The following is a 24,222-nucleotide window of genomic DNA, read 5'->3' as shown; positions in this document are numbered from 1 at the left end:
ATATGACGAAACAGTTTTGATTTAGGTTACAGATTTGTCAAAAAAATAAAATAACTTAATTGTAACCTTAATTAAGTTATTGGCGTCTTACTAGTATATGGATAAGTTAAGTGATCAACATTATATCAATCAAATTATACGTGGGGACACAAATGTGTTTGGCGTATTGGTTGATCGTCATAAGGAAATGATTTTTACTTTGGCTTTAAAGATGATTAAAAACAGAGAAGAAGCAGAAGAGGTTTCTCAAGATACTTTTATCAAGGTTTATAATTCCTTGAATAAGTTTAAAGGGGATTCTAAATTTTCGACATGGATCTATAAAATTGCCTATAATACCTGTTTGGATCGTTTAAAAAAGAATAAAAAGGAAGAGAACACTATTTCAATTGACGAATTTTCGGATCATTTAGTTAAAACTCTGGATAACGCTTTGAGCGCTTTGGAAGAGAAAGAGCGGAAACAAACTATTCTGAATTGCATGAATTTATTGTCAAGGGAAGAAAGTTTTTTACTAACGTTGTATTATTTTGACGATCAGAATTTAGATGAGATTGCAAAAATTATGGATATTAATTCCAATAACGTCAAAGTAAAGTTATTTAGAAGTAGAAAAAAATTAGCAGTCATTTTAAAAAAGCAATTGGAATCGGAAATATTGGATTATTATGAAAGAGAGCGATAAAAATATTGAAAAATTTATAGGTGAAATAATGGCGGAAAGTACCTTGGAGTCGCCGTCAATTGACTTTACTTCAAAAGTAATGTCCCAAATTTTAGCTGCCGAAAAAAGTAAAATCCAGGATTACAAACCTTTGATTTCTACACCTATTTGGATTGTTATTTTAGGGAGTTTAATTTCTTTGATTCTCTATACTGCCTTTGGGAATGAGTCATACGATTCGGAAATAGGTCATTCGTATGTTGTAAATATTTCAAACCTGTTTTCAGAGGTCCATTTTTCCAAGAATACAATTTATGCTCTTCTAATTGTTCCTCTAATGATTTTGATACAGATACGATTATTGAAAAATTATTATGACAAGAAGTATCAATTGTAAATTTGGTTTTGTTTTTTTAAATTTATTCTGAGAGTTACCAACCGTTCAAAGCTAAAATATTTTTATTCTATTTAAAGTAGCTAAAAGTTCAAAATTAATTGTTAATTATTTGAAAATCAAATGGATATATTAGTAAAACTTTGTGCTTTGTAACCTTTGCAATATTGCAACTTATGGACTATCTTTGCGCCTTAATTCGAAACTCATATAATGAATAAATTATTGATTGTTGGAACGGTAGCTTTCGACGCAATTGAAACTCCTTTTGGAAAAACAGACAAAATCCTTGGTGGAGCAGCAACTTATATTGGTATCTCAGCTTCTTTTTTTAAGGTGCAATCGGCTATAGTATCTGTAGTTGGAGATGATTTTCCGCAAGAATATCTGGATTTATTAACAGATAGAAATATTGATATTTCTGGAATTGAAGTTGTTAAAGGAGGAAAAACATTCTTTTGGAGTGGTTTATATCATAATGATTTGAATTCAAGAGATACTTTGGTAACGGAACTTAATGTTTTGGCCGATTTTCAACCAAAAGTTCCTCAAGACTATAAAAATGCAGAAATTGTGATGTTAGGAAACTTGCATCCGTTAGTGCAAAGTAGCGTTTTGGATCAAATGGAAACCAAACCTAAATTAGTAGTTCTGGATACTATGAATTTTTGGATGGATTGTGCTTTGCCAGAATTAATGGATATCATTAAACGTGTAGATGTTATTACTATTAATGATGAAGAAGCGCGTCAACTTTCTGGAGAATATTCTTTAGTTAAAGCCGCTGCAAAAATCCATACAATGGGACCTAAGTATGTGGTAATTAAAAAAGGAGAACATGGAGCATTATTGTTTCACGGGGAAGAAATCTTTTTTGCACCGGCATTGCCTTTAGAAGAAGTGTTTGATCCAACAGGAGCAGGAGATACTTTTGCTGGAGGATTTGCAGGATTTATTGCCCAAAGCGAAAACGTCTCTTTTGATAATATGAAAAATGCAGTAATTCAAGGTTCTAATTTGGCTTCCTTTAGTGTAGAGAAATTTGGAACAGAAAGAATGATTGATTTAGATAAAAAAGAAGTGGTCTCAAGATTACAACAGTTCAAATCTTTGACCCAGTTTGATATAGAATTATAAGAATCTAAAGCCTCTCAAACGGGGCTTTTTTTAATTAATACAGATAGTTTTTATGAGAAAAATACGAGCTTGCTTCGGATTTTAATAATAAAAATAAAATTATTACCATTTTAAATACCAATAACTACAAACAAAAACACAATGAGCGACGCTTTAAAACACGAATGTGGTATAGCTTTAGTTAGACTTCTTAAACCCCTTGAATTCTACAAAGAAAAATACGGAACCGCTTTCTATGGCATACAAAAAATGTATCTGCTTATGGAGAAACAGCACAACCGTGGTCAAGATGGTGCTGGTTTTGCAAGCATTAAGTTAGATGTAGAACCTGGTGAAAGATACATCAGTCGTGTACGTTCTAATCATGCACAACCTATTCAAGATGTTTTTAAACAAATAAATGAAAGAATAAATGAAGAGATGGTGGCTCATCCTGAATATGCGGATGATGTTCCAAAATTAAAAGCCAATATCCCTTATATAGGAGAATTGTTTTTAGGTCACGTTCGTTATGGAACTTTTGGTAAAAACAGTATCGAAAGTGTTCATCCTTTTTTACGTCAAAGTAACTGGATGCACAGAAACTTGATTTTGGCGGGTAACTTTAACATGACCAATGTAAAAGAGCTTTTTCAAAATTTGGTTGAATTAGGGCAACATCCAAAAGAAATGGCCGATACAGTTACCGTAATGGAAAAAATTGGTCACTTCCTTGATAAAGAAGTAATGCAACTGTATCAGGACTGCAAAGAAATGGGATTGTCAAAAAGAGAAGCTTCCCCAGTAATCGCAGAGAGATTAGATGTTGCTAAAATATTGGCACGTTCTTCCAAAAATCTTGACGGAGGATACGCCATGGCGGGATTATTAGGTCACGGAGATGCTTTTGTTTTTAGAGATCCGGCAGGAATTCGTCCAGCTTATTTCTATCAAGATGATGAGATTGTGGTGGTTGCTTCAGAGCGACCTGTAATACAAACCGTTTTTAATGTCCCTTTTGAGAAAGTTCAAGAGATTGATCCAGGGAGCGCTTTGATCATTAAGAAAAATGGAACAGTATCTATGACTGAAATCCTTACTCCTACAGTAAAAAAAGCCTGTTCATTCGAACGTATCTATTTTTCTAGAGGAAGCGACGCTGAAATATATCAAGAAAGAAAAAATCTAGGAAAACTTATTTTGCCTGCAGTATTAGAATCTATAGATAATGATACTGACAATACGGTTTTCTCTTATATTCCAAACACTGCCGAAACCTCTTTTTACGGATTGGTTGAAGCGGCTCAAGACTTTTTGAATCAAAGAAAGAAAAATTTCATTCTTCAAAACAAAGATCTTTTGAATGAAGATACGTTAGAAAAATTGCTTTCCGTAAAAATTAGAACCGAAAAAGTTGCCATAAAAGATGCAAAATTAAGAACCTTTATTACTGAAGACAGTAGTAGAGATGACTTAGTTGCTCACGTTTATGATGTGACATATGGTGTAATAAAGCCGACGGATAATCTTGTAATTATTGATGATAGTATCGTAAGAGGGACAACCCTTAAAATGAGTATCATCAAAATGATGGATCGTTTGAATCCAAAAAGGATTGTAATTGTTTCCTCTGCGCCACAAATTCGTTTTCCGGATTGCTATGGAATTGATATGGCAAAACTGGAAGGATTAGTTGCTTTTAAAGCAGCATTGGAATTATTAAAAGAAAGAAACTTGTATCACATCGTAGACGAAGTTTATGCTAAATGTAAAGCACAGGAAAATTTTAAAGATAGCGAAGTAGTAAATTATGTTACCGCTATATATGCTCCTTTTACACCACAAGAAGTTTCAGATAAAATAGCAGAGCTTTTAAGTTCTCCTGAGATTAATGCCAAAATAAAAATTATTTTCCAAACGGTTGAAGATTTGCATATTGCCTGTCCAAAGAATTTGGGGGACTGGTATTTTACAGGTGATTATCCAACACCGGGAGGTAATCGTGTAGTAAATCGTGCTTTTATGAATTTCTACGAAGGGAAAGATGCTAGAGCATATTAATAGGAAACAAATTTTGATAAACGGTTTTTCCGGTACTTTATCGGATTTATTTTTATAGTCTTAAATAGCGAAGTATATTTGACCACCATGATTTTAGTAGGTTAAGTTTATGGTAGATTTGGGGCAAAAAGGGTGGAAGTAAAATTCCACCTTTTTTATTGGAATAAAGTCAAATAATTAGATAAAAGATTTCTTTTTTGCCTAGAAAGTAAAGTTTATAGTACTGATAATTAGCCGTTTACTGTTTAAACGAAATTACAGGACATTCATCGAGTATATTTTGGATACGTCTTTTATCGACGTACATTTGACTACCATGATTTTAGTAGGTTAAGTTTATGGTAGATTTGGGGCAAAAAGGGTGGGAGAAATTCCACCTTTTTTATTGGACATAAATGAAGCAATTAGGTAAAATTGCTATTAATTATTTTTATTTTTTTTTTTGGTATATTTTGCTGATTAATAATGTTGAGAATCAGTATTTTGGCAAATCAACTGGTTTATTGGACATTCGTCGAGTATATTTTAAAAAGCTACTTTATCGTAGTATATTTACGTACCATAATTTTAGTAGGTTAAGTTTATGGTAGATTTGGGGCAAAAAGGGTGGAAGAAATTCCACCTTTTTTATTGGAATAAAGTCTCAAAAAAGAGAATAGGAAAAGTAATTGTAAAAAAAATAGACGAACAAACTTTTCAGTCTATCCGTCTATTATCTAAGAATCTATTATCTTTCTAAACTATTTCTCTAAAGCAAAACGTCTAGATACTTCTGTCCAGTTAATTACATTAAAGAAAGCTTCAATATAATCAGGTCTTCTATTTTGATAATGCAAGTAATAAGCATGTTCCCAAACATCCATTCCTAAAATTGGAGTTCCACCACAACCTACACCAGGCATCAAAGGATTGTCTTGATTTGGAGTTCCACAAACATCAAGTTTACCACCTTTTTGTACACATAACCAAGCCCATCCAGAACCAAATTGTGTAGCTCCAGCCTTAGCGAATTTTGCTTTAAATTCTTCAAAAGTACCAAAAGCAGCTTCAATGGCTTCTAGCAATTCACCAGTTGGCAATCCGCCACCGTTAGCAGACATTACTGTCCAAAACAAGTTGTGATTATAAAAACCACCGCCATTATTACGTACGGCAGCATTCGTTTTATCAAGATTTATCAAGATGTTTTCAATTGTTTTTCCTTCCAAATCAGTTCCAGCGATAGCTGCATTCAAATTTGTTGTATAGGCATTGTGGTGCTTTGAATGGTGAATTTCCATTGTACGAGCATCAATATGAGGTTCTAATGCGTCATACGCATAAGGTAATTGTGGTAATTCAAAAGCCATAATATAGTTGTTTAATGATTTATAAATATTTATTCAAAAATAAACATTTAACTTTGGAATTGAAAATTCTATTTCGTTATAATTTCATCAAATAAAATGATACAACGATTTTCATTGCTGGAATCATTGTAATTAGGAGCTATTTCCCGCTATTCGTTGGAATCTTTTTCTAGTCCCGTTAGAAAAAAAACGGGACTAGAAAAAGGATTTTCACTGCTATCGGGGCTAGGGCATTCGGCATTTTAGGAAGCAATAGTGTAAATCAGAGATCTAAAATCGTTAATCACCAATCTGAAAATTCAAATGGAAAGACCTTCTTTCGCCATCTACGACGCTTCCGCAGGTTCAGGGAAAACATATGCTCTTGTAAAAGAATATCTCAAAATCATTCTTACCGCAAACAAGAATGACGCTTACCGAAATATCCTAGCCATTACGTTTACCAACAAAGCGGTTCACGAAATGAAAAGCCGAATCGTAGGCAGTTTGTCTGAATTTGCCAAAGAGGAGCCTAATGCGAAAGCGTTGGATTTGATGCAGGATTTGGCTGTGGATACTGCGCTTTCAATCATTCAAATAAAAACCAAATCCCAACAAATCATCAAGCACATTATTCATAATTATGCTGCTTTTGATATATCCACGATTGATAAATTTACGCACAAAGTGATTCGTGCTTTTGCACACGATTTGGGATTACCAATGACTTTCGAAGTGACTTTGGATACTGAAAACCTGCTGATTGAAGCCGTAGATGCCATCATTGCACAAGCGGGTGAAGATGAAGTTCTGACCAAACTACTCATCGATTTCACAATGGAAAAAACCGATGATGATAAATCCTGGGACATCTCACGTGAAATTTTGGAAACAGGAAAATTAGTGCTGAATGAAAATAACCGAAATGAAATTACTCATTTTCACGATAAATCAATAAGCGATTTTATTGCTGTAAAAGAAAAATTAGTTCAAGTCTGTGCTGCTTTAGAGAAAGAAAACGCAACTCTTGCCGAAGCAACGTTATCATTAATAGACAAAAATGGAATTGATTTAAAGTCATTTTCCAGAGGAACTTTTCCCAATCATCTCCAGAGTATAGCGGATGGGAAATTCAATCCAAAAAACAAGATGTTTCGGGAGTTCGATGATATTGCCATCAATAAAACGGCAAAAGACAGAGCCTTGATAGAAAACATTATCCCTGATTTGTTGCAAAGTCTTGCTGAAGTTTACAAAAACTTCGAAAAGCGAAATTTCTATAAAGCCTTCTTAAAAAATATTACTCCCTTATCGTTATTAAATACAGTCAGCAATGAATTGGCAAAAATTCAAAACGAACAAAATGTACTTTCGATAACCGAGTTCAATGCGATTATTCACCGCGAAATTCAAAACCAACCTGCTCCTTTTATATACGAGAGATTAGGGGAGCGCTACCGCCACTTTTTTATAGACGAATTTCAGGATACTTCCGAAATGCAATGGCAAAACCTGATTCCGCTTATTGATAATGCGCTTTCGGGTCAAGATGATTCCGGGCAAAAAGGGACTCTGATGATAGTGGGCGACCCTAAACAATCGATTTACCGTTGGCGAGGAGGGAAAGCTGAACAGTTTATCGAATTGAGTAAAGACCAAAATCCCTTCAGTAATCCTGAGAAAAAACTAGAGCATTTAGACAAAAATTATAGAAGTTATTCTCAAGTTATCAAATTCAACAATGATTTTTTTCAATTGTTGTCCAATGAGTTCAGTAATGCCGATTATAAAGATTTATATGAAAACCATAGCCGTCAGAAGATAAATAGCAAAGTGGGTGGCTATGTGAATATTTCTTTTTTGCCAAAAATAGAAGAGCAAGAAAACGAAGACGAAGAAGTTTTGGATAAATCCGCACAATATGTCTTAGCTACTTTAAATACCATTCAAAAAGTAATCAACGAAGGGTTTGAATATAAAGACATTGTAATCTTGACTAGAAAACGAAGCCAAGGAATTGCGATTGCCAATTATTTAACGGAACAAAGCATTCCGCTTTTGTCTTCCGAAACGTTGATGATTAAAAATGCCACCGAAGTTCGATTGATTATTCACATATTAAAGTATTTAAAAAACAGCTCCGATTTAGAGTCAAAGGCTAATTTTTTACAATATTTGGCGCAAAACAAACAAAATGAATTACCAGTTCACGATTTCATAGCCAAAGGAATGGAGGAGAAAGAGGAATTGCCTTTCGAAAAATGGCTTGAAAACTGTAATATAGAACTCTCTTTTCAAAACATTAGAAAAAAATCATTGTATGAAGCTGTTGAAATTATTATTTCAAAATTTTTAAAAACCAATGAGAACCTAGAGACATTGCCTTTGGGAACTGCTTATGTTCAATATTTTCTGGATATTGTTTTAGAGCGAGATGTTCGTAATCAAGCTGGAATTTCAGATTTCCTGAATTATTGGGATAAAAACTCGGAGAAATTTAACATTCCTTCTCCCGAAGGGACTAATGCAGTTCGTATAATGACCATTCATAAATCAAAGGGATTAGAATTCCCTGTTGTAATAATGCCTTTTGCCGAAGAAGATTACAATAGAAAACCAAAAGATAAGTTATGGCTTAATTCGGAAGAGCAAGATTTTGATATGCCAAAAGTGCTGGTTGATAACAGTAGTGCTATTGAAGAATTTGGAGAGGAAGCTTCGGCAGTTTATAATTTAAAGAAACAAGAAGAATTGCTGGATAACATTAATGTATTGTACGTGGCTTTGACCAGAGCCGAGGAGCAATTGTATATTATTTCTCAAAATGTTAAACCAAGAAAAGACGGGGAATATCCAAGCAATATGGCTTCTTTTTTTATAAAATATTTGATTCAACAAGGTCTTTACGATGAAAATCAATTGGAATATCCTTTTGGAAATTCAGCAAAGTTATCTGCAAAAGAAATACACATCGACACCACCAAAAATATTCCAGTAGTTTCGGAAGTATTGAATCCCAAAAACATAAAGATTGCCCAAAAAGAAGCACTAATGTGGGGTACTCATCAACAGGAAGCTATTGAATTTGGAAATGTGATCCATGAAATACTTTCTTTTGTAGCTACAAAAAGCGATGTGGAGCTAGCTATCAATAAAGCAATCGAGAATGGATTAATAACGATTCTTCAAAAAGATGTTGTTTGTAATGCTATTATCGAAATCGTAAATCATCAAGATTTGGCAGTTCATTTTGCTGAAGGGAATGAAGTTTTAAACGAAAAAACAATTATTCAGAACGAAGGAGGTACTATTAAACCTGATCGGATAGCTATTAATAAAGCGAAAGAAGTTTTTTTACTGGATTATAAAACAGGTCTCCCCAATCCGAAATACAAATATCAATTGGAAAATTACCAAATGGCTATTGAGAAAATGGGTTTCAAGGTACTAAAAAAAGCACTTGTTTATATAGGAGTCGAAATCGATGTAGTACATTTGTAAAAAATAAAAAAATGTCGAATAGCGAAGTTTACAGTACTTTTGGCCTGTAAATTTTTAGCTTTAAAATTTAAATAAAATGTACGGTAAAATTCAACAACACTTACAATCAGAACTTCAAACCATTGAAGACAACGGAATTTTTAAAAAAGAGAGAATAATTACTTCTCCACAAGGAGCTGAAATCACTATTTCAACGGGCGAAACAGTTTTAAATTTTTGTGCCAATAACTATTTAGGACTTTCTTCACATCCCGAAGTGGTTCAAGCGGCCAAAGACGCTATGGATACCCATGGTTTTGGAATGTCATCTGTTCGTTTTATTTGCGGGACACAGGATATTCATAAAACATTAGAAAAAAAGATAGCTGATTTTTACGGTACCGAAGACACTATATTATACGCGGCGGCTTTTGATGCCAATGGAGGGGTGTTTGAGCCGTTGTTTGGCGAAAACGACGCGATTATATCGGACAGCTTAAATCACGCATCTATAATAGACGGTGTGCGTTTGTGTAAATCGGCTCGTTATCGCTATGAAAATAGCAATATGGAAGATCTTGAACAACAATTGATTAAAGCGAATGAAGCGGGTGCTCGTTTTAAAATAATAGTTACTGATGGTGTTTTCTCCATGGATGGAGTTGTAGCCCCATTAGATAAAATATGTGACTTGGCCGACAAATATGATGCTTTGGTTATGGTAGATGAATGTCATGCGGCAGGATTTATTGGTGCAACAGGAAAAGGAACGCTAGAAGCCAAAGGTGTAATGGGGCGTGTTGATATTATTACAGGGACTTTAGGTAAGGCATTGGGAGGCGCTATGGGAGGTTATACAACTGCCAAAAAAGAAATAATTGAGTTATTGCGTCAACGTTCCAGACCTTATTTATTTTCAAATTCTTTAGCTCCAGCAATTGTAGGTGCGTCAATAAAGGTTTTTGAATTGTTAGAAAAGGATACTACGCTTAGAGATCAACTAGAATGGAACACTAATTATTTCAAGGCGGGGATGAAGAAAGCCGGTTTTGATATAGTCGAGGGGGATTCTGCCATTGTGCCGGTAATGCTTTATGATGCTAAATTAGCCCAATCTATGGCAAATGAACTTCTAAAGGAGGGAATTTATGTTATTGGCTTCTTTTTCCCAGTGGTTCCTAAGGATAAAGCTAGGATCAGAGTACAATTATCGGCGGCACACACCAAAGAACATTTGGATAAAGCAATTCAGGCATTTACATCCGTTGGGAAGACTTTTAATGTAATATAAGTGTTAATTTTTGTCTTATCGGTATGTTTTATTTAACATTTTATTTTGATGTTAAATAAAATCGTACTATTTTTGTTCTTAAATTAACTAAATTGTAATTAAAAAATCAAAGTATGAAACATCTTAACAAACTTTTAGTTGCTGTAACTATGGTGATGGGATTAAGTTCTCAAGCACAAGACAGTAACAATAAATGGGCTATCGGTTTTGGAGTAAACGCGATTGACTACAGGTCTAGTGCTGGTGATGACTTTATGAGTCATTTTGACCAACCTTTTAAAGTAAGTGACAACTGGAATATTCTTCCATCGGTTTCTTATCTTAATGTGTCAAGATACGTAGGAAGTGGTTTTATTGTTGGAGTTACAGGATCTATCAACCAAATTGATAAATTTGTAACTGCTCCAAATGTTGTTGTAAACCCTGGTGATTTGATGTACTACGGTATCGATGCAACTCTTACTTACAGTTTTATGGAATTGCTTAAGTCTAAAGTAATTGAGCCAACTTTAAGCGTTGGTGGAGGTTATACTTTCTTAGGTGATGAAAGCTACGGAACTGTAAATCCAGGTTTAGGATTAAACTTTTGGTTTACTGAAAACGTAGGTCTTTCTTTATTGGGAACTTACAAAAAATCTTTCGGAGACAGACAATATGCTGGAACTGATACTCCAGATGCTCCTTCTTATACTCAATATTCTGCAGGTCTTACTTTCAAGTTTGGTGCTAAAGACACTGATAATGACGGAATTTATGACAAAGATGATGCTTGTCCAGAAGTTGCAGGTTTAAAACAATTCAACGGTTGTCCTGATACAGATGCTGATGGAATCGAAGATTCTAAAGATTCATGTCCTGATGTTGCTGGTTTAGCGGCATTAAACGGATGTCCTGATACAGACGGAGACGGAATTGCTGATAAAGATGATGCTTGTCCAGAAGTTGCTGGTTTACCTGCTTTAAAAGGTTGTCCAGATGCTGATGGTGACGGTGTTACTGATGCTTCTGATAAATGTCCTACAGTTGCTGGTCCAGCTAGCAATGGTGGATGTCCTGAATTAGACTCTGATAAAGATGGTGTAATTGACAAAGAAGATGCTTGTCCTACTGTAGCTGGTCCTGCTAGCAACAAAGGATGTCCAGAAGTAACTGAGCAAGTATTAGAAGAACTTAAAGTTCAAGCTAGAGCGGTATACTTCGTAACTGGTAAAGCTATATTGGCAACTGCAGATAAAGGAGCTACAGATGGTAGATTAGAAGCGATTAAAGAAATTCTTAAAAACTACCCTAACGCTAAATTCGCTATCGAAGGTCACACAGATAGTACAGGTAGCGCTAAAATCAACCAAAAACTTTCTGAAGACAGAGCTAAAGTTGTTATGGATAAGTTAATTGAAAAAGGTGTTAACCCTGCTAATTTAACTTCAGCTGGATTTGGTTCATCTAAACCAGTTGCTGACAACAAAACTAAAGAAGGTAAAGCATTGAACAGAAGAACTGAAATTAGACACGTAGGTTCAGTATACGAAGGTAAATTGTAATTTACTCTTCAAATAATTTTAAAAAGCCATTCTTAATTGAATGGCTTTTTTTATATTTATAAAATGACAAATACTTCTTTTTTAGATAAAATTGCAACGGTAATAGTAACGGAATATAATAATGTACTAGCTGATACTATAGTGGTTTTACCCAACAAGCGAGCCAAAATATTTCTTGTTGAAGCATTAAAAAAACAAACTGAGGAAAATATATTTTCGCCAGAAATTATAAGTATTGAAGATTTTGTTCAAAGTATTGCAGGGATAAGAACCATTGATCCCATAGAATTGCTTTTTGAGTTTTATGAAGTCTATTTGTCTGTTACTGAAAAAAAGAACCAGCAGTCATTTGAGCTTTTTGCCAATTGGGCTAAAACCTTACTCCAAGATTTTAATGAAATCGATCGTTATTTATTAGATCCAAATCATGTTTTATCGTACTTAAAAGATATTGAAGACATTAAGAAATGGGGAATTGAAGTCGAAAATAAAACCCAGTTACTCGAAAACTACATTGATTTTTGGAAATTATTACCCAAATATTATAAATCACTATACGAACATTTACTAAAGAAAGGGATAGGTTATCAAGGTTTGATTTATCGGGAAGCGGTAAAAAACAGTGATGCTTTTTCAAAATCGATATCTGGAAAGCAATTTGTTTTTGCGGGTTTTAATGCTTTGAATGCTTCTGAGGAAAAAATAATTCAGCACCTTATTGCTTCAGATCAGGCAAAAATATATTGGGACGCCGATCAAACGTTTCTAAATGATCCTTACCATGATGCCGGTTTATTCGTGCGCCGTTTCAAAGAAAGTTGGAAACATTATAAAACACATCCTTTTGAATGGATAGTGGATGATTTTTCGAGCACCAAAAACATTCAAGTTATAGGTACTCCAAAAACGATTGGTCAGGCTAAGATTGCGGGAAGCATTATAGAAAACATCAGTATTGAAAACCCCAATGCAGCATTAGATAAAGTAGCTATTGTTTTGGGAGAAGAAAATTTGTTAATTCCATTGTTGTATTCTCTACCAAATTCGGTTGGAGCCTTGAATATTACTATGGGATATTCGAGTAAAAATAATCCCGCACAAATCCTGATTGCAAAATTGTTTAAGATGCACACCAATGCATTATCAAGAAGCAATAGCAGTTATGTTTTTTATTATAAGGATGTTTTGGATATATTAACCCATCCACTAATCGAGCCGTATGCGAATACTAGTGCTTTGGTTGGGATTATAAATAAAAATAATTACACCTTTATCAGTCATTATAAATTATTGGAATTAAATGATAATGCCAGTGATTTATTCTTGCTTGTATTCCAAAAATGGGAGAAGGGTTCTATTACCGTTTTAGAAATAATCTCAAGTTTATTATTGAAGGTCAAGAATAATTTAAGCAATGAAAATGAAGAGGAAAAAATAACAAAAGCTTTTGTCTATGCCATTTTTAAAGTGATTAACAAACTGATTAATTACTATTCTAAACATAAAGAAATTGACACGATTGATACACTGTATGCAATTTATAAGCAAGTAATAGATTTAGCCGAAGTTTCTTTTGAAGGAGAGCCTTTGAACGGATTACAAATTATGGGTGTCCTTGAAAGCAGGGTTTTGGATTTTGAAACGGTTATTATTACTTCTATGAACGAAGGGAAATTTCCGGCGGGTAAATCACAAAATTCTTTCATTCCTTATGATGTGAAACGGGAATTGGGATTGCCTACCTTTAAAGAGAAAGATGCCATCTACACCTATCACTTCTATCATTTGTTGCAACGTTCCAAAAACATTTATTTACTTTATAATACGGAAAGTGAAGGATTGGATGCAGGAGAAAAAAGTCGTTTTATTACCCAATTGGAGGTAGAGAAGCAACCGAAACACAATTTAAGCCACGAAATTTATAACGCAGTTTTACCAGACACCGCTTATTTACCAATGGTTATTCCGAAATCGGAGAAAGTAATGTTACGTTTGAAAGAAATAGCAGAAAAAGGATTTTCCCCTTCGGCATTGACGAGTTATATACGGAACCCGATTCAGTTTTATTTCCAAAAGATTTTACGAATCAGTGAAGTTGAAGAAGTTGAAGAAAATATTGCTTTAAATACTTTAGGAACGATTATCCATGAAACTTTGAGAGCTTTATACGACCCTTTCGTTGGCAAATTCATTTCAGAAACAGACATTCAAAATTGTATTAAGAAAATTGATTCTGAAGTTTTGATTCAGTTTAAAGTGGTTTACAAAGAAGGGGAAATCAAAAAAGGACGAAATTTATTGGCTTTTGAAGTAGCAAAGCGAAATGTTTTCAATTTCTTGAAAGTAGAATTAGAGAGTATTAAAAACGGAGATGACATAAAGATTCTGGAGCTTGAGAAAACGTTCGAAAGAATAGTGCAACATCCAAGTTTGCCTTTTCCTGTTTTGATCAAGGGAAATGTGGACAGGATTGAAGAACGCAACGGGACCATTAGGATCATTGATTACAAAACGGGAAAAGTAGAGAAATCCAGTGTTACTCTTAAGTCTTGGAAAGGATTGACGGAGGACATCAAAAATGACAAAATCATTCAGGTTCTGGCATATGCCTATATGTATGAGGAAAATGCAAAAGGAAAGCCTATTGAGGCGGGGATTATTTCTTTTAAAAACCTAAAATCAGGTTTCTTGCCTTTTGCTATTAAAGAAGAAAAGGAGAGTGTCTCTATTATTAATCAGGAGATACAGTCTAATTATCTCGAACAAATTGTTTTGTTATTGAATGAAATATTGGATGCCGAAATTGCTTTTGAGGAGAAAATTTTATAGTATTATTTTTTAAATTGCTTAAAAAAGTTAATTAGAATAGCTAGCAGCTCCTCTTGGTTTTCTATATGTGACATGTGACCGTCGGGCAACGAAATGAGTTCTACATTGGTTCCTTCTACTTGTTTGATGTTGTCCTCATAATTAAGAACACCGTCTTTTTTGCCAAGAATAATCAATTTTGGGTAATCGGTAAGATGTAACAAGTGCTCTTTGTTTTTTCTTATTTTCATACCTTCTTGTGCGGCAATGTAACCTTGTAAAGGTGTTTTTAAGGCTTCCAATTTCACTTGTTCTATTTCGGTACTTAGTCGCTCGCGATTATCAATGCTAAATAAATTGGCAATAGAAAGTTGAACCAAATTAGCGTACTCTTTGTGTGCGATTTTTATTGCTCTATTTCTGTTTATTTTGCGCTCATGATCATCTGAAAAAGTGGTCGAATTCAAAAGAACAAATCCTTTCGTTACTTCGGGATACAATTCGGCGAAAGCCAAAGCCACATAACCGCCCATTGAATGACCTACAAAAATTGCTTTTCGGATCTTTAATTCGTTTAAAACAGCATGAACTGCGTCGGCCATATCTTCCATAGTGTGGATGTAACCTAAGCATTCGGTTTCGCCATGCCCCAATAAATCGATGGTGATGACTCTGTTTTTTTTAGAAAAATCTGCTATGTAGTTGTTCCACATGGTTTTGTTTTCTAGAAAACCGTGTAGTAAGACTACTGCAGTTCCTTTTCCAGTATCAGAGTATGAAATTTGAGTGTTTTTGTAGAGAAGTGTTTCCAAAAGAACAGGGATTATGTTGATAGTTTACAACTGCAAAATTAATTTTTTAAATTCCTAAATGCTACATTTGAGGAAAGCATTTTGTAAAATATGAACAGACTTGTAATTATTGGAAACGGTTTTGATTTGGCTCATGGATTGCCAACTTCTTATAAAGATTTTATTGACGATTATTGGAAGAATATAAACAATACATGTTATGAGGATGATTTTATCAAATTAAACATTGATGAAATTGGGAGTTATGATGGGATAAATAGTTATTCTAACTTAGTAGACATATTGAATAATTATTTTATTAAATATGGTAATGTATGGAAAGTGAAAATGGAAGAAAATGAATTTTTTCTATATAAACCTTTAAGAACAACAATGTCAAAAACTTCCCTTTTGAAATTTAAAAATGATTTTTTTAGAATATTAAATCAACAAATGAATGTTAAAAATTGGGTTGATATTGAAAATATATACTATGAAATTTTAAAAAGCAAGACAAAGGAGGAGCCAGGTAAGTATTTGTATTATGGAAATGTTGGTAAATTAAATAAAGAGTTTAATCAAGTACAAAATCTTTTAGAAAAATATCTAGAGGAAAAAGTTTTAGCCAAATATCATTTTGAGCATTTTAGCGGAGAAAATCAGGATTGGTTAAAAATCCATGAAAAATTAAAACCAATATCATTATTAAGTAATGAAGAAAACATTTTAAAAGAATTTTCCAATCTAAGCGATAGAAATAAAATTGAAGTCAATTTTCTGGAAGAGAAGAATCGAGTAATTGTAAATAAATTATATTTTTTAAATTTTAATTATACTCCGACTATAGTTAAATATAGTGGTATCGTACAAAATGACAGAATAGAAACAAATGTTAATTTTATTCACGGTAAACTTTCAAACAAAGAAGACCCAATTAACTTCGGTTTTGGAGATGAGATGGATGATGATTATAGATTCATTGAAAATATTAATAATAATGAATATTTAAGAAACTTTAAGTCATTTCAATATCTTCAGAATTCAAATTATAATGATTTATTAAGCTATATTGATAGTGATAAATTTCAAGTGTATATTATGGGGCATTCTTGTGGGTTATCAGATAGGACTTTGTTAAATACCGTTTTTGAACATAACAATTGTAGATCAATAAAGGTTTTTTATCATCTAAAAAAGGATGGTACGGATAATTATACCGAAATCATTCAGAATATTTCTCGTCATTTTAATAAAAAAGCTTTAATGAGAGAAAAAATAGTAAACAAAACTCTTTGTCAACCATTGCCTCAAATTCAGCTTCCATTAAAATAAAACGGCTCCCATCACTGAAAGCCGTTTATATTTAAATTACATTTTAAAAACGATTATCACCATCCAATAGATTTCCAAGTCCACCTAGTAAACTTCCTTCGTCGCGGCTGTTGCCACCTGATCTTGGTGCCGATGCAATAATTCTGTCCGCTAATCTGCTGAAAGGTAATGATTGTATGTAAACGGTTCCTGGACCACGAAGGGTTGCGTAAAACAAGCCTTCACCTCCAAAAATAGAATTCTTGATTCCGCCTATAAATTCAATGTCATAATTGACATCTTTGGTAAAACCAATGATGCAACCGGTGTCCACTTTTAGAATTTCGCCGGAGGCTAATTCTTTTTTTGCCATTGTTCCTCCCGAATGAACAAAAGCCATTCCGTCTCCTTCTATTTTTTGCATGATGAAACCTTCGCCTCCAAATAGACCACGTCCGAGTTTTTGGGAGAATTCTATTCCAACCGAAACGCCTTTGGCGGCGCATAAAAAAGAACTTTTTTGGCAGATAAATTTGCCTTGAAATTGTGTTAAATCAATAGGAAGAATTTTTCCGGGATAGGGTGAAGCAAACGAAACCTTACTCTTAGTGTTGCCTTGGTTTAAAAATGCCGTCATGAATAAGCTTTCGCCTGTAAGAACTCTTTTTCCCGCATTCAAAAGTTTGCCAAACAAACCCGATCCTACTTGCTGTGCGGATCCGTCTCCAAATATGGTTTCCATCTGAATGTTGTTTTCCATCATCATAAAACTACCTGCTTCAGCAATTACGATTTCTTGCGGGTCTAATTCTATTTCGACATACTGCATTTCTTCTCCAAAAATCTGGTAATCTATTTCGTGTGCTTGCATGATTTCTGTGGTTTTATTTTTTTAGATAAGTCGGATGAGGATTTATAATGTTACAAACGAGGACGAAATATACTTTAGCGGTGTCATTTCGACCAGAGGGAGAAATCACATTTGTTGCTCTCGTTATGTGATTTCTCCTCCGTCGAAATGACAAAAGAACCTTGTCAGAATAATATTAGGACACGCCCGAATTTTATTGGCAACAAAAAAACGGCTTCCATTGCTGAAAGCCGTTTTGATATGTGATAATTAAAATTAAGAATTCATTAAACTCTCGATTTCTTCTGCTTCAATTGGGATGTTTTTCATTAAGTTGAAAGGTTCCCCAGTTTCTTGAACCACTAAATTGTCTTCCAAACGAATTCCGAAACCTTCGGCTGGGATGTAAATTCCGGGCTCAACGGTGAATACCATATTGGCTTTCATTGGCTCGTGTAATAATCCGTAATCGTGTGTGTCCAATCCCATGTGGTGTGAGGTTCCGTGCATGAAGTATTTTTTGTATGCTGGCCATTCCGGGTTTTCATTTTGAACATCGGCTTTGTCGATTAATCCTAAACCAAGTAACTCCGAAGTCATGATTTTGCCCACTTCAACATGGTATTGTTTCCAAAGCGTTCCTGGAGTTAGCATTTTGGTGGCTTCGTTTTTAACACGTAAAACAGCGTTGTAAACGTCTTTTTGTCTGTCAGTAAATTTTCCGGAAACTGGAATTACACGAGTCATATCACTAGAATAGTTGGCATATTCTGCTGCAACATCAAGCAAGATTAAATCACCCGCTTTACATTGTTGGTTGTTTTCGATGTAATGCAATACATTGGCATTATTTCCAGAAGCAATAATTGGCGTGTATGCAAAACCTTTGGATCTGTTGCGTACGAATTCATGAATCAATTCGGCTTCGATTTCGTATTCGGTTACGTTTGGTTTTACGAAGGAGAGCAATCTTCGGAAACCTTTTTCGGTAATGTTACAGGCATTCTGGATTAAATCTATTTCTTCGGTCTCTTTAATTGAACGGATACGTTGTAATATTGGGTTGCTTTTGGCAACTTGATGAGCAGGATATTTGGCTTTCCACCATTTGATGAAACGAGCTTCACGGGTTTCGGTTTCGATAGAAGCGCGGTAATGTTCGTTGGTGTTGATGTACATGATGTCTGAGTAGGTCATCATTTCGTTTAAGACTTTTTCGAAATCTTGTAACCAATACACGGTTTTAATTCCTGAAACTTCAAAAGCGCGTTCTTTGGTTAGTTTTTCGCCTTCCCAAATGGCAATATGCTCGCTAGTTTCTTTTAGGAATAATATTTCTTTTTGATTTTCGTAAGGTGCATCTGGAAAAAGTAATAAGATGCTTTCTTCTTGATCTACTCCCGATAAATAAAAAATATCGCGATGTTGTGCAAAAGGCAATGTGCTGTCTGCAGAAACCGGATAAATATCATTTGAATTGAAAACGGCAACACTATTTGGCTTCATTTGAGCCGTGAATTTTGCGCGATTTTTTATAAAAAGTGCGCGGTCTATTTGATGATATTTCATTGTAGAATGATTTTAGGTATTGAATCATCAAAAATACTAAGTTTAAAAAAGAAATTAGCTTTTGTGTTGTTTTTTTTGAGATTTTATTGACTGGTTTAAATAAAGATGATGGTTTGTACTAAAGTTCTTGTTTTCTGATAGTGTGAGGGATAGGAACTAGCTACCGAAGTAGCGTGGATAGCCCGACCGCATACTAAAAATGGGCGACTAAGCGGTCTGTGAAGTAGCCCATTTTTAGTATGGGGTCACAGCCAAATATTTCTTGTTTAACTGTTTTAGGAGTGGATTTTAATAAAAAAAGCACGAAGAAATAAGGGTTTCTTCGTGCTTTTAAGAAAGGTATTTAAAATTAAAATTGAGCTACTTCGGTAGAATCTTTCATGGCTGTTGTAGAAGATTTTCCTGTGGTAACGGTGTTTTGTACAGCATCAAAATAGGAGGTGCCAACGAAACTTTGGTGTTTTACGGCTTTGAAACCGTGTTGTTGCAATGCGAATTCTCTTTCTTGTAGTTCAGAATAACCTGCCATTCCTCTTTCTTTGTAGGCTTTAGACAATTCGAACATACTGGTGTTTAAGGCGTGGAATCCTGCCAAAGTGATGAATTGGAATTTGTAACCCATTGCGGCTAAGTCTTCACGGAACGTTTCCATTTCGGCAACAGATAATTTGGCCGCCCAGTTGAAAGAAGGAGAACAATTGTAGGCTAACATTTTGCCTGGAAATTCTTTGTGAATCGCATCTGCAAATTGTTTGGCATATTTTAGATCCGGATTACTGGTTTCCATCCAAATTAAATCGGCATAAGGTGCGTAGCTCAAACCGCGATCAATTCCTTGTTCGATGCCACAGTTTACATAGAAGAATCCTTCGGCGGTTTTCTCTCCTGTGATGAATTTGGTATCTCGAGGGTCGATATCACTGGTCAATAAATTAGCAGCATCGGCATCTGTACGTGCAACAACAAGTGTTGGCGTTCCCATTACATCGGCAGCCAAACGAGCAGCGATTAATTTATTGATGGCTTCTTGTGTAGGTACCAAAACTTTACCACCTAGATGCCCGCATTTTTTGGCAGAACTCAATTGGTCTTCAAAGTGAACTCCCGCTGCTCCTGATTCAATCATCGATTTCATCAACTCAAAAGCATTTAGATTTCCTCCAAAACCAGCTTCGGCATCGGCAACGATAGGTACTAAATAATCTTTTTTGTCGGCAGTTCCATTAACTACTTGTATTTGATCGGCACGTAAAAGTGCGTTATTGATTCTTTTTACTACCAACGGAACGCTGTTAGCAGGATATAAAGATTGGTCAGGGTACATTTCGCCCGCCACATTCGCATCGGCGGCTACTTGCCAACCACTTAGGTAAATGGCTTCAAGTCCTGCCTCTACTTCTTGAATGGCTTGGTTCCCGGTAAGTGCACCCAATCCAGCAACGAAATCTTGAGAATTAAGTCTGTTCCATAATTTATTGGCTCCAATTTTGGCAACGCTATGCTCAATTTGGTAAGATCCTTGAAGTTTTACCACTTCTTCGGCGGTATAAGGGCGTTCGATTCCTTTCCATCTTGGGTTTGTGATCCAGTCTGTAACTAATTCTTGAATTCTTGTTTCGGTGGTTTTCATGGTGTTTTAAGTTTAATAGATTTTGTTGGTTATTTTTTTGTTGGTTTTTTTATTCGAAAATTGACATTGAAATTGCCATTGCTATTGAAATTGTTATAGGTGTTTGTAACCGATTAGGGTTAAGAATTCTATAAAATTGTCGTTAACCACTAAAGTATCTAGCAATTGTTCTGCCAAATGATAATTTTGTTTTTCGTGGTTTTCGTCCCCCACTATTTTTTTAATTTTTTCAAATTCTTCCATGGCTAAGCGATGGTAGTAATCTTCGGTTAACGTTTTCTTAGTGTCTAAAATCACTTCGTTTTGAAGCCATTGCCACAATTGAGACCTTGAAATTTCGGCTGTAGCGGCGTCTTCCATCAAATGGTGTAATGCTGCTGCACCTTGTCCGTTAAGCCAAGAAGCGATGTAGAGAACAGAGATGCTAATGTTTTTCCGAACCCCTTCTTCGGTAATAGTCCCTTGTGGAACGGCCAGTAAATCTTCGGCTACAACATGAACATCTTGTCTTTTCACATGAATTTGATTGGCTGTTGGCATGTGTTTATCAAAAACCGATTTTGCCAAGGGAACCAAATCTGGATGTGCTACCCAAGTACCGTCATGTCCGTTTTGTACTTCTCTTTGTTTATCGGTTACTACTTTATCAAAAGCAATATTATTGGCTTCTTCATTATTCTTGATTGGAATTTGAGCTGCCATTCCGCCTATTGCATGAATATTTCGTTTGTGACATCTTTGAATTACCAATTGCGAATAAGCACTCATAAAAGGCGAAGTCATGGTTACTTGATCACGGTTTGGAACGATGTAGTTTTTGTTTTTTCTCAATTTTTTGATGTAAGAAAAAATGTAATCCCATCGACCACAGTTCAATCCTACGATATGATCTCTCAATTCGAAGATGATTTCGTCCAATTGAAAACTGGCTGTAATCGTTTCGATCAATACGGTTGCTTTGAAAGTCCCGTTTTGTTCTCCTAGATATTCTTGTGTAAATTCAAAAACCTCATTCCACCATCTTGCTTCAAGATAGTGCTCTAATTTTGGCAAATAAAAGTAAGGAGCGGTTCCGTTTTTGGATAATTGCTCATGATTGTGAAAAGCATATAATCCAAAATCTATTAAAGAACCTGATGTTTGTTGATCGTCAATAAGAATATTTTTCTCATTCAAATGCAAGCCACGAGGTCTTACTATTAGAACTGCTGTTTTTTCTTTAAGCTCGTATTTTTTGTTTTTTATAGTGTCCTCAAGCGTTATGGTTTTATTTACGGCGTCTTTAAGATTTTGTTGGCCTTCCATCAAATTGCTCCAAGTTGGGGAAGTGCTGTCTTCAAAATCGGCCATGAAGGTATTGGCACCAGAATTAAGTGCGTTTATGACCATTTTTCGATCCACCGGACCTGTGATTTCGACTCTTCTGTCTAATAAATCTTTAGGTGTTGTTGCAGCTCTCCAGTTACTTTCTCTAATGTTTCTGGTTTCAAGAGGAAAGCTAGGTAATGCGCCAGCATCAAATAAGACCTGTTGTTTTTTGCGGTCTTCTAATAACGAAAGTCTTCGGTTATTAAATTTTTGATGCAATTCAGTTAAGAATTCGATGGCTTCATCCGTCAATATTTCGGGATACTGCTGAGTCATTCCATTTGTTATTTGGAACTTTTTTTCGGTGGTTTCGGTTTGGTTCATCATGGTTAGTGCGTTTTTCTTTTACAATAGTACAAAAAGTTTTTTACAAAACAAGCGAACGTACGCTAAAAATGAAAATAATATTTTTTGCGGTTTTTATTTTTTTAGTTTATCTTTGATTTTATGAACGTAGAAAAGGAATATATCAAGCTAATTTTCGGGCTTAAACTCAAGCAGGCCCGAACAAATAAAGATTTGTCATTATTTGGCTTAGCCAAAATAACGGAGCTCTCTAAATCCTATTTGAACGAAATAGAAAAAGGAAAAAAATATCCCAAGACGGATAAAATCATTCTTTTGGCAGAGAAATTAGACGTCACTTATGATCATATGGTGTCTTTGAAACTCGATAATAATCTCGCGCCGATTGGAGAAATATTAAAATCTGGAATTTTGAAGGAGATTCCGCTGGATCTTTTTGGGATTCAAGAAGCTGATTTAATTGACATTATCGCCAATGCTCCTGCCAAAGTCAATGCCTTTATCAGTACGATTATTGAAATAGCACAACATTATAACTTAACTCGAGAAAGTTTCTTCTTGGCAGCTTTGCGATCCTATCAAGAAGCGCATAATAATTACTTTGAAGATCTTGAAGAAAAGGTGCTGTTGTTTTGTAAAGCGTTTCATATTGACGGGGATGCTACTATTTCTATCGATGAATTGTCGGCGATATTGATTGAAGAATATGGTTATACTATCAATGAAATTGTTTTCTCTGAGCAAGAAGAATTGGGCGATTTAAGGTCTATTTTTGTGCCAAAAAGCAAAACATTGTTGCTTTCCGTAGGCATTGATGATTCTCAAAAAGCATTTATTTTAGCCAAAGAGATTGCCTATAATTTTCTTGAAATCAAAGAAAGACTTTATACTTTCAGTTGGATTAAGTTTGATAATTTTGATCAAGTCCTTAATAATTTTTATGCTTCTTATTTTGCGGGAGCATTACTGATTCCGAGAGAACGATTGATTAATGAGTTGAACTTGTTTTTATCAAAGTCAGATCCAAAACCTCAAGAAATGATTCAGTTGATGAATAAGTTTACGGTTTCGCCGGAATCTTTTTATCAGCGGTTGACAAATATTTTACCGAAGGATTTTCAGATAAAGAACCTCTTTTTTCTACGTTTATCCCATGAAATAGGTACGGATACGTATCAAATAAAAAAAGAATTGCATATTACCAATCAGCAAGAGCCTCATGCCAATGAAATGAATGAGCATTATTGCAGGAGATGGGTTTCTATAAAGACGATTGTGGAGTCCATAAGACAAAAAAAGGAACACTTTTTTGATGCGCAGATTTCGCGTTATGAAAACAGCAATAATGAGTACCTTGTTTTTTCATCGGCCACGCCAGATCCTTTCAAGAAAAATTGTTTGAGAAGTATTTCTGTTGGAATTTTGATCACACCTTCTATTAAGAAAAAATTTAAGTTTATTGAAGGAGGTTCAGTAAAAAAACAAATAGTAGGAGTTACTTGTGAAACTTGTTCGGTACAAAATTGTTTAGAAAGAGCTTCGCCTCCGATTCATTTGAATCAAAAACTCAGAAATGAAAAAACCGATGCTACGGTTCAAAAATATATGGCTAAGTATAGCTGAGATTACTAAGAGTTAAATGATAAAATGATTGCTGATTTTTGATTAACGATTTTTGATTTCAGATGAGCGAGATCTGTAAAGCATACCGGTC

16 protein-coding genes are annotated in these 24,222 nt (G+C 34.7%); 10 read left to right on the top strand and 6 right to left on the bottom strand.

The window, feature by feature from the left end:
• The first annotated feature begins 97 nt into the window (after window positions 1-97).
• The 4 genes from DB891_RS00850 to DB891_RS00835 all read left to right on the top strand — a co-directional run bounded on the left by DB891_RS00850 (window position 98) and on the right by DB891_RS00835 (window position 4,235).
• On the top strand, window positions 98-685 hold the full coding sequence (locus DB891_RS00850; protein ID WP_116759636.1) for an RNA polymerase sigma factor: 588 nt from the start codon (window positions 98-100) through the stop codon (window positions 683-685).
• A complete protein-coding gene (locus DB891_RS00845; protein ID WP_116759634.1) occupies window positions 669-1,061 on the top strand; it encodes a hypothetical protein in 393 nt (130 codons plus the stop codon). Before DB891_RS00850 ends, DB891_RS00845 begins: the two co-directional genes overlap by 17 nt.
• 210 nt (window positions 1,062-1,271) lie before the next feature.
• Window positions 1,272-2,195, top strand: a complete 924-nt coding sequence (locus DB891_RS00840; RefSeq protein ID WP_116759632.1) for a PfkB family carbohydrate kinase — start codon at window positions 1,272-1,274, stop codon at window positions 2,193-2,195.
• 141 nt (window positions 2,196-2,336) lie between these two features.
• Entirely contained in the window at window positions 2,337-4,235 is a 1,899-nt protein-coding gene (locus DB891_RS00835; RefSeq protein ID WP_116759630.1) for an amidophosphoribosyltransferase, read from the top strand.
• A 740-nt stretch (window positions 4,236-4,975) separates the two neighbouring features.
• Here DB891_RS00835 and DB891_RS00830 read toward each other — a convergent pair.
• A complete protein-coding gene (locus tag DB891_RS00830) occupies window positions 4,976-5,584 on the bottom strand; it encodes a superoxide dismutase (protein ID WP_116759628.1) in 609 nt (202 codons plus the stop codon).
• A 303-nt stretch (window positions 5,585-5,887) separates the two neighbouring features.
• Here DB891_RS00830 and DB891_RS00825 point away from each other — a divergent pair, with 303 nt between their 5' ends.
• The 4 genes from DB891_RS00825 (at window position 5,888) to DB891_RS00810 (ending at window position 14,704) form a co-directional block, all read left to right on the top strand.
• Entirely contained in the window at window positions 5,888-9,064 is a 3,177-nt protein-coding gene (locus DB891_RS00825) for a UvrD-helicase domain-containing protein (RefSeq protein WP_116759626.1), read from the top strand.
• Between the two features lie 76 nt (window positions 9,065-9,140).
• A complete protein-coding gene (gene kbl / locus DB891_RS00820) occupies window positions 9,141-10,334 on the top strand; it encodes a glycine C-acetyltransferase (RefSeq protein ID WP_116759624.1) in 1,194 nt (397 codons plus the stop codon).
• A 113-nt stretch (window positions 10,335-10,447) separates the two neighbouring features.
• Window positions 10,448-11,875: an OmpA family protein gene (locus tag DB891_RS00815; RefSeq protein WP_116759622.1), complete on the top strand. Its 1,428-nt coding sequence runs from the start codon at window positions 10,448-10,450 to the stop codon at window positions 11,873-11,875.
• A 63-nt stretch (window positions 11,876-11,938) separates the two neighbouring features.
• A complete protein-coding gene (locus DB891_RS00810; protein WP_116759620.1) occupies window positions 11,939-14,704 on the top strand; it encodes a PD-(D/E)XK nuclease family protein in 2,766 nt (921 codons plus the stop codon).
• A 2-nt stretch (window positions 14,705-14,706) separates the two neighbouring features.
• Here the strand turns inward: DB891_RS00810 and DB891_RS00805 are convergent, their stop codons facing one another.
• Window positions 14,707-15,495, bottom strand: coding sequence for an alpha/beta fold hydrolase (locus DB891_RS00805; RefSeq protein WP_116759618.1), 789 nt, complete (start codon window positions 15,493-15,495; stop codon window positions 14,707-14,709).
• 90 nt (window positions 15,496-15,585) lie between these two features.
• Between DB891_RS00805 and DB891_RS00800 the strand changes: the two genes are divergently transcribed.
• The gene (locus DB891_RS00800; protein WP_116759616.1) at window positions 15,586-16,806 is read left to right on the top strand and encodes an AbiH family protein; all 1,221 of its coding nucleotides are present in this window, start codon (window positions 15,586-15,588) and stop codon (window positions 16,804-16,806) included.
• Between the two features lie 43 nt (window positions 16,807-16,849).
• Here DB891_RS00800 and DB891_RS00795 read toward each other — a convergent pair whose 3' ends face one another.
• From DB891_RS00795 to aceB, 4 genes are all read right to left on the bottom strand, one after another.
• A complete protein-coding gene (locus DB891_RS00795) occupies window positions 16,850-17,656 on the bottom strand; it encodes a TIGR00266 family protein (protein WP_116759614.1) in 807 nt (268 codons plus the stop codon).
• Window positions 17,657-17,911: 255 nt separating this feature from the next.
• Window positions 17,912-19,204: an aminopeptidase P family protein gene (locus DB891_RS00790; RefSeq protein ID WP_116759612.1), complete on the bottom strand. Its 1,293-nt coding sequence runs from the start codon at window positions 19,202-19,204 to the stop codon at window positions 17,912-17,914.
• 349 nt (window positions 19,205-19,553) lie between these two features.
• Complete coding sequence (aceA, locus tag DB891_RS00785; protein ID WP_116759610.1) at window positions 19,554-20,834, bottom strand: isocitrate lyase; 1,281 nt, start codon at window positions 20,832-20,834, stop codon at window positions 19,554-19,556.
• A 93-nt stretch (window positions 20,835-20,927) separates the two neighbouring features.
• Window positions 20,928-22,529 (bottom strand): malate synthase A, encoded by a 1,602-nt coding sequence (gene aceB, locus DB891_RS00780; protein WP_116759608.1) that lies wholly within the window; start codon window positions 22,527-22,529, stop codon window positions 20,928-20,930.
• A 120-nt stretch (window positions 22,530-22,649) separates the two neighbouring features.
• Between aceB and DB891_RS00775 the strand changes: the two genes are divergently transcribed.
• Window positions 22,650-24,131, top strand: a complete 1,482-nt coding sequence (locus tag DB891_RS00775) for a helix-turn-helix domain-containing protein (RefSeq protein ID WP_116759606.1) — start codon at window positions 22,650-22,652, stop codon at window positions 24,129-24,131.
• Window positions 24,132-24,222: the final 91 nt, after the last annotated feature.

It is taken from the genome of Flavobacterium laiguense (assembly GCF_003097655.1).
Taxonomy (GTDB): domain Bacteria; phylum Bacteroidota; class Bacteroidia; order Flavobacteriales; family Flavobacteriaceae; genus Flavobacterium; species Flavobacterium laiguense.
The sequence above is the reverse complement of the archived record's forward strand: the minus strand, read 5'-3'. Positions and strand labels throughout refer to the sequence as shown.

Excerpts from the sequence above, each read along its gene's own strand:
- DB891_RS00800 (WP_116759616.1), top strand. The coding sequence starts at position 15,586 with ATGAACAGACTTGTAATTATTGGAAACGGTTTTGATTTGGCTCATGGA.
- DB891_RS00810 (WP_116759620.1), top strand. The coding sequence starts at position 11,939 with ATGACAAATACTTCTTTTTTAGATAAAATTGCAACGGTAATAGTAACG.
- DB891_RS00775 (WP_116759606.1), top strand. The coding sequence starts at position 22,650 with ATGAACGTAGAAAAGGAATATATCAAGCTAATTTTCGGGCTTAAACTC.
- aceA (WP_116759610.1), bottom strand. The coding sequence starts at position 20,834 with ATGAAAACCACCGAAACAAGAATTCAAGAATTAGTTACAGACTGGATC.
- aceB (WP_116759608.1), bottom strand. The coding sequence starts at position 22,529 with ATGATGAACCAAACCGAAACCACCGAAAAAAAGTTCCAAATAACAAAT.
- DB891_RS00840 (WP_116759632.1), top strand. The coding sequence starts at position 1,272 with ATGAATAAATTATTGATTGTTGGAACGGTAGCTTTCGACGCAATTGAA.
- DB891_RS00790 (WP_116759612.1), bottom strand. The coding sequence starts at position 19,204 with ATGAAATATCATCAAATAGACCGCGCACTTTTTATAAAAAATCGCGCA.
- DB891_RS00795 (WP_116759614.1), bottom strand. The coding sequence starts at position 17,656 with ATGCAAGCACACGAAATAGATTACCAGATTTTTGGAGAAGAAATGCAG.
- DB891_RS00845 (WP_116759634.1), top strand. The coding sequence starts at position 669 with ATGAAAGAGAGCGATAAAAATATTGAAAAATTTATAGGTGAAATAATG.
- DB891_RS00830 (WP_116759628.1), bottom strand. The coding sequence starts at position 5,584 with ATGGCTTTTGAATTACCACAATTACCTTATGCGTATGACGCATTAGAA.
- DB891_RS00850 (WP_116759636.1), top strand. The coding sequence starts at position 98 with ATGGATAAGTTAAGTGATCAACATTATATCAATCAAATTATACGTGGG.
- DB891_RS00835 (WP_116759630.1), top strand. The coding sequence starts at position 2,337 with ATGAGCGACGCTTTAAAACACGAATGTGGTATAGCTTTAGTTAGACTT.
- kbl (WP_116759624.1), top strand. The coding sequence starts at position 9,141 with ATGTACGGTAAAATTCAACAACACTTACAATCAGAACTTCAAACCATT.
- DB891_RS00825 (WP_116759626.1), top strand. The coding sequence starts at position 5,888 with ATGGAAAGACCTTCTTTCGCCATCTACGACGCTTCCGCAGGTTCAGGG.
- DB891_RS00815 (WP_116759622.1), top strand. The coding sequence starts at position 10,448 with ATGAAACATCTTAACAAACTTTTAGTTGCTGTAACTATGGTGATGGGA.